This is a genomic window from Paenibacillus sp. OK003 (assembly GCF_900109515.1).
Classification (GTDB): Bacteria; Bacillota; Bacilli; order Paenibacillales; family Paenibacillaceae; genus Paenibacillus; species Paenibacillus marchantiae.
This window is the reverse complement of sequence record NZ_FOBD01000019.1, coordinates 13,446-25,511: the sequence shown is the minus strand read 5'-3', so window position 1 is coordinate 25,511 and position 12,066 is coordinate 13,446. Positions and strand designations below refer to the sequence as shown.

15 protein-coding genes are annotated in these 12,066 nt (G+C 38.3%); 4 read left to right on the top strand and 11 right to left on the bottom strand.

Features of this window, described 5'->3' with window-relative positions; genetic code table 11:
* Positions 1–173: 173 nt before the first annotated feature.
* Positions 174–1,427: a mechanosensitive ion channel family protein gene (locus BMW94_RS24605; protein WP_091001439.1), complete on the bottom strand. Its 1,254-nt coding sequence runs from the start codon at positions 1,425–1,427 to the stop codon at positions 174–176.
* Positions 1,428–1,818: 391 nt separating this feature from the next.
* Here BMW94_RS24605 and BMW94_RS24600 point away from each other — a divergent pair, with 391 nt between their 5' ends.
* Complete coding sequence (locus BMW94_RS24600; RefSeq protein WP_091001438.1) at positions 1,819–2,541, top strand: hypothetical protein; 723 nt, start codon at positions 1,819–1,821, stop codon at positions 2,539–2,541.
* 89 nt (positions 2,542–2,630) lie between these two features.
* On the opposite strand, the gene BMW94_RS24595 is transcribed toward BMW94_RS24600, so the two are convergent.
* The 8 genes from BMW94_RS24595 to BMW94_RS24560 all read right to left on the bottom strand — a co-directional run bounded on the left by BMW94_RS24595 (position 2,631) and on the right by BMW94_RS24560 (position 8,437).
* Positions 2,631–3,251, bottom strand: a complete 621-nt coding sequence (locus BMW94_RS24595; RefSeq protein WP_091001437.1) for a polysaccharide deacetylase family protein — start codon at positions 3,249–3,251, stop codon at positions 2,631–2,633.
* A gap of 494 nt (positions 3,252–3,745) precedes the next feature.
* Positions 3,746–4,882 carry a potassium channel family protein gene (locus BMW94_RS24590; protein WP_091001436.1) on the bottom strand — a complete coding sequence of 379 codons (1,137 nt, stop codon included), beginning with the start codon at positions 4,880–4,882 and terminating at the stop codon, positions 3,746–3,748.
* 471 nt (positions 4,883–5,353) lie between these two features.
* Positions 5,354–5,587 carry a hypothetical protein gene (locus BMW94_RS31020; protein ID WP_254790352.1) on the bottom strand — a complete coding sequence of 78 codons (234 nt, stop codon included), beginning with the start codon at positions 5,585–5,587 and terminating at the stop codon, positions 5,354–5,356.
* Positions 5,588–5,597: 10 nt separating this feature from the next.
* Positions 5,598–5,912 (bottom strand): hypothetical protein, encoded by a 315-nt coding sequence (locus BMW94_RS31015; RefSeq protein ID WP_254790351.1) that lies wholly within the window; start codon positions 5,910–5,912, stop codon positions 5,598–5,600.
* Complete coding sequence (locus BMW94_RS24580) at positions 5,905–6,102, bottom strand: hypothetical protein (RefSeq protein WP_091001435.1); 198 nt, start codon at positions 6,100–6,102, stop codon at positions 5,905–5,907. The genes BMW94_RS31015 and BMW94_RS24580 overlap by 8 nt, the downstream gene beginning before the upstream one ends.
* A gap of 234 nt (positions 6,103–6,336) precedes the next feature.
* Positions 6,337–6,612 carry a hypothetical protein gene (locus BMW94_RS24575; RefSeq protein ID WP_091001434.1) on the bottom strand — a complete coding sequence of 92 codons (276 nt, stop codon included), beginning with the start codon at positions 6,610–6,612 and terminating at the stop codon, positions 6,337–6,339.
* A 26-nt stretch (positions 6,613–6,638) separates the two neighbouring features.
* Positions 6,639–7,301 (bottom strand): hypothetical protein, encoded by a 663-nt coding sequence (locus tag BMW94_RS24570; RefSeq protein WP_091001433.1) that lies wholly within the window; start codon positions 7,299–7,301, stop codon positions 6,639–6,641.
* An 866-nt stretch (positions 7,302–8,167) separates the two neighbouring features.
* Entirely contained in the window at positions 8,168–8,437 is a 270-nt protein-coding gene (locus tag BMW94_RS24560) for a hypothetical protein (protein ID WP_175480843.1), read from the bottom strand.
* Positions 8,438–8,989: 552 nt separating this feature from the next.
* On the opposite strand from BMW94_RS24560, the gene BMW94_RS24555 reads away from it, so the two are divergent.
* The 3 genes from BMW94_RS24555 (at position 8,990) to BMW94_RS31175 (ending at position 10,874) form a co-directional block, all read left to right on the top strand.
* Positions 8,990–10,105 (top strand): hypothetical protein, encoded by a 1,116-nt coding sequence (locus BMW94_RS24555; protein ID WP_091001431.1) that lies wholly within the window; start codon positions 8,990–8,992, stop codon positions 10,103–10,105.
* Between the two features lie 23 nt (positions 10,106–10,128).
* Positions 10,129–10,572 (top strand): hypothetical protein, encoded by a 444-nt coding sequence (locus BMW94_RS24550; protein WP_175480842.1) that lies wholly within the window; start codon positions 10,129–10,131, stop codon positions 10,570–10,572.
* Positions 10,573–10,700: 128 nt separating this feature from the next.
* Positions 10,701–10,874 carry a toxin-antitoxin system HicB family antitoxin gene (locus tag BMW94_RS31175; protein ID WP_091001498.1) on the top strand — a complete coding sequence of 58 codons (174 nt, stop codon included), beginning with the start codon at positions 10,701–10,703 and terminating at the stop codon, positions 10,872–10,874.
* A gap of 51 nt (positions 10,875–10,925) precedes the next feature.
* Here BMW94_RS31175 and BMW94_RS24540 read toward each other — a convergent pair whose 3' ends face one another.
* Together BMW94_RS24540 and BMW94_RS30670 are read right to left on the bottom strand one after the other, a co-directional pair.
* Entirely contained in the window at positions 10,926–11,801 is an 876-nt protein-coding gene (locus tag BMW94_RS24540; RefSeq protein ID WP_091001429.1) for a hypothetical protein, read from the bottom strand.
* Positions 11,802–11,879: 78 nt separating this feature from the next.
* Positions 11,880–12,050 (bottom strand): hypothetical protein, encoded by a 171-nt coding sequence (locus tag BMW94_RS30670; RefSeq protein ID WP_175480841.1) that lies wholly within the window; start codon positions 12,048–12,050, stop codon positions 11,880–11,882.
* Positions 12,051–12,066: the final 16 nt, after the last annotated feature.

Below are 12,066 nucleotides of genomic sequence, written 5' to 3'. Positions count from 1 at the left end.
TAGCTTCAAGATAATACGTGTAAAATAAAATCTGGAAATCATACCCATATGAATATACTATTAATTATTTCCAATTTTGTAAATAGTGTATATGTCACTTTTTGAACAAAAAAAAGCACCTTTACGGTGCTTCCTCTGTTCATATTCATTTTGAATCAGCTAAATAACATATCTCAATATCCTCTCGAATATTGGGGGCTTTCTTTTAGTTGCACGATATCATGACCCGTTGGATTTTGGAAAGCACGAAGGCCAAAGGTCGGCGCAACGGCGAAGATGTGGTCAAAAATATCCGCTTGAACGGATTCATACACACCCCAGGTGATATCATTGCTGAATGCATAGATTTCAAGAGGTAGTCCGTTATCTCCAGGCGCCAACTGTCTCACAATCAACGTCATGTCCTTATGAATTTTCGGATGATTCCTCAGATATTGATGGATATATTCTCGGAATACACCCACATTCGTAAGCTGTCTACCATTCACAATACTTTCCGTATTAATATGATGTTCTATATTGTATTCGTTAATTTCATTTAATTTTGTCTCGAGATAGTCCGTAAGATAGTGGATCTTCTGAAATTCCCCAATCATTTCCTTGGTGCAAAAGCTGATGCTGCTTGTATCGATATAGACGCTTCGCTTAATCCTTCTGCCACCGGATACCTGCATGCCTCTCCAATTTTTGAAAGAATCCGAGATGAGCGCGTAGCTTGGAATCATGGTGATCGTTTTATCGAAATTCATAACCTTTACCGTGTTTAATGTAATATCTATGACGTCGCCGTCAGCATTATATTTGGGCATTTCAATCCAGTCACCAACACGCACCATATCATTCGATGATAATTGCACACCTGCCACCAGTCCCAATATGGAATCCTTGAAGACAAGCATCAGAACGGCTGATAAAGCGCCAAGTCCACTGAGAATAATCAACGGATTCTGACCAATCAGGCTCGAGATGACGATAATGCCTCCAATGATGAAAAGAATGATTTTGGCGACCTGAATGTATCCCTTAATGGGTCTGATCTTGGAGACTTCATAGGAACGATATATGGTATCAAAAGCATTAAGCAGCGCATTTAATACCGTGATGGTTATGACGATCATATAAGTTAAAGCTGCTTTTTCAATCAAAGCCTGATAGGACGGGAAGATATACGCTGAATAATAGATGATAATGGCCGGTACGAGATGCGAGAGCTTGTGGAACACTTTTTTCTCCACAATGATTTTATCCCACGTGTACCGATTGTTGTTGATGATTTGGATAATAATCTTCAGTACGATTTTTTTGGCTATATAATTGGCCAGTATGGAGACCACAGCTATAAATACCACCATGATCAAATTCGAAAGATATCCAATGGTTTGTTCACTCATGCCAGTTCCGTCTAGTTGATTTTTGATAAAGTCCATTGTATCCTCCTGACGCGGTTTATATTAACTTATTATTATAAATTACATTCTATATAATTTGAACTAAAGAATATTTACACTTGCCACTCCGATGACAGAACAACCTTCCGATCGCTGTTATCCCCAGATTTTATGAATCCCTTATTTAAAGGGGAAAATCCGATTATAAAGGCGAACGCTCCGCTTCTTCAGGTTATTTCTGTCCTCTCCGTTATCGTGTAAATGTTTAGTTCAATTTATATAGTACGAAGTAAAAATAAAAAATAATACAGTAATCGGTTGATGGGGTAAAGGGTGCTTGCCCCCTCATGAGTATCACGTCACACAAATGGGCTAATGCGCATAGACTGGGCTAAATATAAACCAGACTCATGCATTGGAGATGTGAACCTTGAGTAATCCAAAAAATAAAGTTAAGACTCAGCCTATTGCCATGAAAAAGCTTTCCCCCGTAAGCATGGTAACGGAGCTTCCTCCCGTCCGCGGTAATTTAAGAACCTCTTCCTTAAATCCAACTAAGGCCATTCATAATGAAAAGGACACAACATCCGCTATCGATGCATGTGTAGACCGCGCTTTTCGTATTCCTATATTTTTGAGTACAACCAACACGGTAAATGACCTGCAAGAGCAATTTCTGAACCGTCTGATTAGGGAAATTGAGGATGCATTGCTCTTTCCCCGCACATTGCCCGTTAGTGAACAATACCCGGAAAACATTCTAACGAATATACGACGCCTGGTTTTTTCAAGCTATGGATTACTCGCGATCAACTTCCGCAGATTTTATGTTCAAATTCTTGAATCCAATGTAGGGGAGCCACCAACGACCACTCCGTTCTGGGAAGGATCGACCTTTTCTCAAATCGAGCCTGCCATGGCCTTTCAATTCGGCATTCCAATCTTATTAGTGAGGGAGAAGGGAACGGACGTCAGTAATGGAATTTGGGCTGGAGGAATCACACCTCTCAACATATTTGTAGACTGGGATTCCGACAATCAATCCGTAGACGATTTCTTTAACAGTGTTCAATGGAGAGAAGTATTTGCTTATTGGGCCGCAGAGGTAAGGGGTAACTATTTGCTTCGCACGGAGCCATTGTTCAATAATTAAACTTCTGGGGCTGGTGGATACTGGACAAGAAAGAGGACCCTATCATTCCAATGAATGATGGGCCCAATCTACAATACTCTGTTTAACGATTACAAAGAAAATCTCAACAATTCACTTACCGTGACCAATCGGTACCCTTCCGCGACGAGTTCATCCACCAGCACTCGAACCGCCTCCACTGTCTCGGAACGATCCCCGTACCCGTCATGGAATATTAACACGCTCCCGGGTTTCACCGCAGACCGGGTATGCTCTAGAATGTGCTCAACGCCGGGATTGTCCCAATCCTTCGCATCACCGTTTACCGCACCAATCGTTTGATATCCGCGCTCCGCCGCCAGAGACAGAATGTCATCGTTTACGCCAAAATACGGCGGGCGGAAGCAGCGGGTAGGTTGCCCCGTAATTTCTTGAACAAGCCTTTCTGCACGTTGCAGTTCCTCTCCGGCTGCCTTCAGCGTCAGCTTTGTCAGGTCCGGATGCGTGTACGTATGGTTTCCGATCTCATGTCCTTCACGGTGCACCTCCGCCGCAATCTCCGGGTGAGCCTCCATCTCTTTGCCAATCATAAAAAACGTCGCCCGCCCACTCGCACGGCGGAATATCTCAAGCACTTGATGTGTATACACCGGATGGGGCCCATCATCAAACGTGAACGCCACAACCTTTTCCCTAACAGATACCTGCTCTACCAACGCGATACTAACCATAAAGCAATGACCCCTCTCTGCAACTGCCTGTCTACATTCTCCCCTATTATTCCATGACTATATGCTCCGGTCTAGTCCAGAGATCAGATTATGCAATTGGAATAGGATGCGACCGCCAAAGTCGGCTTCAATTCGTCATCATGTTTTCAGAAGATTGAGAAGGATGCAGGGGATAGTTATTCCAAAATATGAAGTCCGTTGGCTTTCACCTTGAACTGGATAGTACTTTGCCCCATACGATGGATGCTGTCAGTTCTGCGAACCATACAACGCCTTACTCCTTTTTTTAAGTGATTATATCATAAAATGAAAAGTCACCATCCAGATCACTGGGTGGTGACTTTTGCTTACTCTAATGGAGGCGAACCGTGGCTGTTCAAAACCACAATTCGACGCCGCGTGATGCTATGCTTAGGATGTTTGGAGAGGTGGCTTTGGAATCCTGACTTCGACAATAACTTGTAGAACGGCAATACAAAAGTGAAATAAACTAACTAATCAATATACCTTCTTACCAATGATACAACATAGGCACTTAATGTAATGATCCCACAAATCCCTTCAATTATTACTGCAACTCTTGTAAAACTTTTAGGAGTAATATCCCCATAACCTATGGTAGTGAAGGTGACGCCAGAAAAATACAACGCCTCAGAAAAATCTAGTCCTCCTTCATAATTAGTAAATTGCATAAAAGGAAGAGTATAAATCAAAGCAAAAAATAAATATGTTCCTAATGCTAACCAAATAAACCTACTCGGCTTAATAAATCCCCCAAAAATTCTCATAAGTATTTTTGATATTGAATTAGGTTGGTAGATTACAGATTCTAAATACAATAAAACATTATAACGAAATCTATTCGAAGATATCTTAGTATGATTTCTCAGAAAATTAATTGTACCTACGACCTCCTCGTTATTATTACTGTTGAGTATATCTCTGGATGTTTTATTATTTAATTGAAAGAGGTTGTAGTCATCTACATGTTCTTTTAACTTTTGTTTTGAGCGATTTAGATTTTCAACTTGAAATTGTTCAAAATCAAAGTCAACTTTAGTGAAATTATTCCCTAATATCCCCATATAACTAAATTCATTTACATTCGTATAAAATTCATTTATTCGATTTTCTTCTATATTTGTAAAGAAAACTCTACTAAAAGTTATATCAATGGTTTTTATTTTAGAATTAATGCAATTCAATTGATAGACATTTGTTTTGCATATAATAAATTTCTCCAAGTCGTTACATCCATTGACTTGAAGTTTCCCCATGAATATGCAGTTATCTATATAAACAGAATTAAGGAAACCTCTTGCTCTTTCTGAAAAAAATACATTCCCAGTAAATATACAATTAACGAGAGTAACTTCTCTATTATTAGAAAAATGGAGCGTATCGCAATCTACTATACTATTTTCAATAATGACCTTTTCATCAAAGAAGCGATTTTCACCCAATTCGAACGTATATCTTGGATGAAGATTATCTTTAGTTAGTTTTATAAAAGGAAGCAATTCCTCCTCATTAGCCCCAGCTAAAAATGAAAAGAACTCCCTATTTGTTTCTAGCTTTTTCAATTGCAAGTAATTTAAAAGTTGTGGTGTAAAGTGAAATTGATCCTCCATACGTTCCCCATCCTATTATTATAATTATGTAGGGACTATGCCCCAAACCTAAAGTAGTTTAGAAATAGTCTTTCAAGAATATTATATGGATTTTCGTCAAATATTCGTCAAGAACTAACAAAGGTTCTAGCAGTAGAACTCTCTGCTAAGGAAGCAACGATTCATCATCTCGTGATGCTGTTATGTGCGGGAAGGTCGCCTCACTTCTAACATGCCATTTGACTTTCCGCTACTTTCCCCTCTTACAACCAACTACAAAAAAGCGAAAGTACTGTCAGTTGCGTCATCTATACGCAACTGACGGTACTCTTATAGTGGTTAAATCAACCTAGCTGAACCCTGTCCCTCCTTAACCGTTGTGGTTTTGAATGGAGAAGGGTTCAATTTTCTGAGGGGAGTCGAACCCCTGTCCGAATATAACGACACATAAGCTTCTACGGGTGTAGTCACAGTTTTGATGTCACCCGAGTATCAGTAACCCACAAGAACAGGATTAGTCCACGCAGGTATGGACTCAACACAATAGATCAAATTACCCTGCATGATTTCCGCAACAATTAAAGGTTCGTATGTATTATCAATGATGATGACCTGATCTGCGATGGCTAGAGCCGGTTTAAGGTTCTTCAATGACTGACCATATCGATAACGAATGTCTTCTTCTGCAATCCAATGTCCACCTTGCTCAACACGATCTATATGCATTTGAACATCCTCAAGGCCGATATAGTATACGACAATTTCGTAACTGTTCTTTTGCAATTTCCATATGTTTTAAAACAAATGATCCGGACAATGTCGTTTCAATAGCAAACTTTATACCACTTTTAATGAGAGATCGGATTCTTTTCACAGCTTCCCTGCCAGCAGACAGGTCAGCACTGCGCGGGTTCTCTGGCTTCAACTCTCTTGCAATTTGATCCGGATCAACCAGTTCACCAAGCCACTCTCTCATTTGCATGCTGAGAGTACTTTTCCCTGCTCCATTGGTCCCAGCAAACACAGTCATGACTGGTCTGATTTCACTCATGATATTCAAACTCCCGGCGTTTCCCAGTAGCATCAAATATAATTTCGAATTTATTGCCTTCAGCGTCCTCACGAACGCGTTTGTTATTCTTTATATAATAAATAGAGGCACCTGATTCTTTAGCTTGTTTCCGTGCATGTTGATTCGCCTTTTTTAAAATTTCTTGGAGCTGTTCACGATTTTCAAACATCTTGAGTCCCCCAATCTAAATTTATGTTTATTATATCATAAACTGAAAAGCCACCATCCAGATCACTGGGTGGTGGCTTTTGCTTACTCTAATGGAGGCGAGGGGCGTCGCCCCCCATTTGGTACTTAAATTTCAACTTATATTTCACGCTTAAATTGCAAGTAAACAAGATTCGGACTGGATTTTCAGATACAAACAAAAAAAGACACTGCCAGCAGTGTCTTTTTCTACTTTTTAGTTTTTTGCTTTCTTGTTATTGGTTACTAGTAAACCAGTAACTACAATAAAAGATGCTGTATAAATTAATGCACTATTTGGATTCATAACACCAATAACAGCACCTCGAATTAAATCAAAAAGGACGATAATAAGCGCAATAACTGCACCTACATTAATAATTCCTTTAGAATTTAATTTAAAAACAAATTTCAACACTAACATCAGAACAATTATAGCTATTAAGATGAAGAGTAAGGTCGTCGTCAGAGCCGTTCCTATGCCTATATCCATGTAAGTCCCCCCTTCATTTAATAATTTTAACCGCCATTTGTTGTTACTGTAGTATACAAAGGTACGGGTGCCCAGTGGATATTTAATGTAACCCCTTTACCAGCATTTTTACTGAAAAATTGATTCGCTAAATAATTCGCCCCAATTGATTCAAGCTCTGCAACAAGAGCACCAACTCTAGCTACAGGTATAAAAATAGCAATCGCAGCTAGAAAAGAGCCTACAGATGAAGTAGTCTGAAGAGATTCAGCAAATCTTTTGGTCTCTGCATTATCAAAGGTAATTGCGACGCCCCACCAGTAAGAGTTACTAAAAGCATTGGGTGTTACGATTTGACCACTATTACTCGTAACTTCCCCATTTATAGCAGCATTTAAATTATTTACACCAATTACGAACTGATTGTAGACTTCGTCACCAACAACATCTTTTGCAGCTGGATCCAAGTGATATAAGTTATCTGAGCCTTTGTTTATGTAAGGCGAGATTGCTTCGACAGAATCAAAAACTTTTTTTGATAACTCATCTTTTCCTAAGGTAAGAACTCTTTTGTTAACACTAAAATCTCCTTGTGGAAGTTCAATCGACGGCGATGAAGTTACTGCTGAAGCTGATGCAGCTGGAGCTAAAGAAGTAATAGCAATAGCAGTACATAAAGCGGCGGACAACACCTTTACCTTTTTATTCAAGATTATTCCTCCTAAAGTTAATTTATGTTACATTTTGTATTTTAAAATATAAATATCAATTTTTAAATAGATTTTTGTTAAATTTTGTGAATGATTTGTTAACAAAAATAATAGTATTTGGAAATATTATATAACCCCACACCAAAATAACGTATGCTTATCATAATTCAACTAAAAGATTAGGTACGTTAAACATTATTTATTCAAATTCACCAGATCTACCCCAGTGAGGTCTTTACCGATTCTATCGGATTTATAAAATGACAACTGCCTTACATATGGCTACCCAAGAGGTCGCTTATATGCATAATGTTTGCACACCAACAATAAGAGCTTACACTATCATTAATAACATATCCTGAGCTCATAATCCTTCCAGTACTTTTGGTTTCTAAAAGAAAAAGACCGCCATATAAAAATGACGGTCACGCTTCAACATAATATTTAAAATTGATAGTTGATAAATAATACTGCACAAAGAACACCTATGATTAAAAATAAAATAGCCGAATTTCGATATTTCTTCCATATCCTGATCGCATTAGCAACGTTAAGGATAGTTAGTGCAAGCATGTTTATACTAGAGCTTGTGTCGAACAGATTTATTACTAACATAATGGCAGCAACTATCCAGATACACCAAAACCAAATTGGAATTCTGTCTTTGATCATAAATCTTCTCCTTTAGTCTAAGTTGTGTCTCTTAATATGATATTCTTTAGCCTGATAAAAATCCCTTTTTTTGGTTTAAAATTCTTTTGAATTTAACCATTTTATCGGAGAATTTCATTACCAATCCGAAATCTGTAATAGTACCTTCTAATTGAACCTTCATAAACTCTACCCTTGCTCAGGGTAAACCCTCCTTAATATTGAGTCCAATAGTCCAAGTTTGTTTTGTTAGGCGTATTGTTGGTTGATGTTGGGACATGTTCGACCTTTGGATGTTCACCTTCCCGCTCCCAGCCCTCTAGGATCACTATGTTAGCTGTATCTGGCTTACCTTCCCAATGTATGTAGTCGGACGTTATGAGAGCGTCAAGGGCAGCCATCACGTCCGGCTCATCCTTACCTGTTTTAACCGTCAACTCGTGAATCGTGGGCAACCGCCGCCGACCACTACTATAGTTGTACAAGATCCTCAATATCTTACGTTCGTAATCAGATAACATTTGATAGCCCCCTACGCTGTCGTTCTGATCGGATAGCATGCCAGTAAACCGGATTCGCGAAATGTCCGCGGCTGCCCCGACAATAGATCATCAGCTTTAATCATTCCCGACCGTATGCTCTTGACCTGGATTCGGCGTTTCGTGATCTTCCTATTTTGGTCCTCATAGATAATCTCAACCAAACAACCTAAATATTTCACATGCTCACCCCTTCGAATAAGAACGTTTGTTTGTATTATATTTGAACGCATGTTCTTTATACAATAGAAAAATTTGCTTATAAAAAATCAAAATATTAATAGTTAGTTAATAATTAATATATCTAATTCGACATTTTTTTTATTTTTTATGAGTAAATATAAGAAAAAAGAACTATTTCCATGTAATTCCTAATGATGTAGCATATTAAAGGCGTTATTTATCTGCATTTCCATAATATCGGAAGGAGTGATTAATAAAAGTAATTAAAACGCTTTTTCATAGTATTAATTAATAACCAACATTCAGGAGGACAACATGAAATTCCAGAAAAAATTCTTAGCATCTATTTTTGCAACAATATTAATTGCTTCATCAATCTTCAGTACCAACGTATTCGCTAATGATCTTGAAATAGTTCCCCAATCTGACACGGTTCTTGAATCATTTACTTCAGACGAACTCGATCAACACCCGGATATTCAAGCGCTTATTGAAGAGAAAGGTATGACTGATTACATAAAGAATGATGACCAGTCTGATGAAGAGATTCTTAAACTTAACGGTATTGAAGAAGAAACCACAAACATAATTTATAGCGAAGACATGAATGGTGAACCAATTGTATTAGACGAAGCTAGGATAAACGAGCTTGTAAGTAAATACAATCTGGAGAAACCCACTCCTCAAATCAAAGAATATGAACAGCATATTCTTGTAGAGAAGTCGGCACAGCCACAACTTCAAGCAAATGTTGAGACAAATGTGTGGATGCTTAACTATATTACAACAAGTGCTTCATTCACTGTTACCGCAGTGAATGTTGGAAATAACCCTCTAGATTCTATCAATGGAACCATAACTAAATATAACTTGAGTAAGAAAACTTTTAGTCCTGCTGGTTCTTCTGGATTTGGAAGACAACAAGTTAAAGCTGGAGTAGTATATACATTTGCTAGCCCACAAACTGCCGTCTCAGACTACTTTGTTTATGACATTACGGTAGTTGAAGGTTCTAAGACTTACAAGTATACTAATAAAAGTGATGCAAAACCTAAATATCAACGTTTCTTGTTTACAGCTGGTCCATACAACTCCATAGCAGCACTTGGTGGAGAAAGACATCATTTCGTGGCTGCAAACTCCCTGACTAAAGCAGGTTTCCTATCGACAAATTTCCCAGCTATTCGAATGATGTACGATGATCACTATTTAACTCCAAACTGGGGAAGTCGCGCTGAGTCTGTTGTTTTCAGAGATAAAGAAGTTGCACTAATGAAAGCCAAGAAATTCAAAGAATTGTTACAATTTGAGCTTGATGAGTTCGCAAAAATTAAAGATCCTGATGGGTATTTTGCTAATTTGCAGCGTAAGTATTATCAAGAAGTTTTGGTCGTTCTTGATCTTTCAGAGAAATACTTTGGAATTAATTAATTTATTAAGGGGATATACGTCACATGGATAAGCTAGCAATCGTACCTGGAGAATCTATCGGTAGTATAAAAATTGGGATGACACCTAATGAATTGGAGAACACCCCGCACATGTTTGATTATCGAGCAGAATATGACACCGAAGGGAGAGTTAACTTTATCGAAATCGGTTATGATGTTGCAGATAATTTTAACTGTCTAATCGGAGAAATTAATCTGTTCAATACTAAAGCTGATGCACTGGTTGAAAGACTCGATTCTATTTCTCCGTACGACCGTGATGAAGATTCAGAGTTAGGTTATGCTTATAAATTTTCTGAAATAGGATTATCCTTGTGGCGTTCAGTAGTTTTAACAGAAGCATCTATGAAAGAAAGTTGGTTTTTGGAAATGTCACCAGAAATCCAACAAGATGAGATGAAACACTTATATTTCGAATCCATTTCGGTATTCACCCCTATACTTTAGATAATTCGAGTAGGTGTGTATCTCGTTAGTAATAACAACACTCCGTTTTTTAAACGGGGTGTTGTTTTATGATTTTCACATTTTGCTCAGAAACCATTAATAAATTTTTACATTTTCATATGTGATACCTGGAAGTAAAGCTGGAATACGGTGACGACATTCCTGAACCGATCGGAGAAGATAAGTACAGCGGGAAGTTTAATCTTAGGGTACCCCGGAGTCTGCACCGGCAATTGGTGGAGAGGGCCGCTGCGGAAGATGTGTCATTAAATCAGTATTGCCTGTACAAATTGAGTAGATAAGAAAAACCCTCACAAGTGAATGCTTGTGAGGGGCTCTACCAATGAATTAAATTAAAGTCTGAATGCAATGAAGTTTCTAATTTCAAGTCTTCGGTTACGTAAATCGCTTAAAAGACGATCGACACCAGTGATAGGTTGAGTCCTTCTGTCAAGCCCCTGAACTCTAAGTTTCTTCAGGTCAGTCCTTGACATAGTACCCGCCCCATCATCCTCAGTCCAATAGTTCAATTCTAAAATCTCCTTTACGGGAAGATTAATTAAACTGATAGCAATAGGAGATTCTCTCAAATCTCCCGTGCCACCTCTTCCGGGAGCCTTGAGAACAATTTCATAAGTTTCACTCTCATCAGAGTTCCACCCTTGAATCCAAGCATCATTTAGAGCGCTGTCATTAAAAATTTCCGCATCCCTACTGAGCATTCTTCCTTGATCGAATATTTTAACTCTAAGTGAAGTAATTCTGTTTTCATTGAACACGTCAATGAATTCGTCATCACTTACATCTCTGTTAGTTATAACGTAATCAAAATCCACACCATAGAATTGCTCAAATCCGCCTCTAATCATAAAAGCGAGTCTCGCCATAGACTGCTCCCAGTTAAGATTGGTTGCAGGATATTCTCTATGTTGAACAAGTAATCTTTGTTCTTGCAGATCCAGTGCAAAGTAGGTGTTAAGATAAGGGGCAACATCAGGGACATAGACGTTTTTTTCATCGTCTACAGAATTAATATCTGGCGAATACTCCTCAGACAAACAACCACAAATAATGTTAGATTGGTAGTCAATCTCGCTAGTAATGCAGTACTCAAACCCAAATTCTCCTGGGATTTTTGACAACCCCTTCAGATATTCGAATAAAAGCTCTCCATTACCAATTAAATCACCAGAAAAAATGACTTGATAAACTCTGAAATCCATATGCATTAATAGGCCTATCTCCTCTCATCGGTAGATAGGCCTATTGTATCATCACACTGCATCATTTGTCACATTTTATCTTTTTTAGTAAATAACAGCATCATCGGCGTCAATCCAGATATCCAATCCGCTCTCAGTTTTCACTCGGATATCTCTTCTATCATCAGTATCCTTAATATCTACAATTGTACCAACTGCGCCATAAATTTCGGGATTGCTGTTAGAAATAATTTCAATTTTATCGTTAACTGCCATTTGCATACTACCTCCT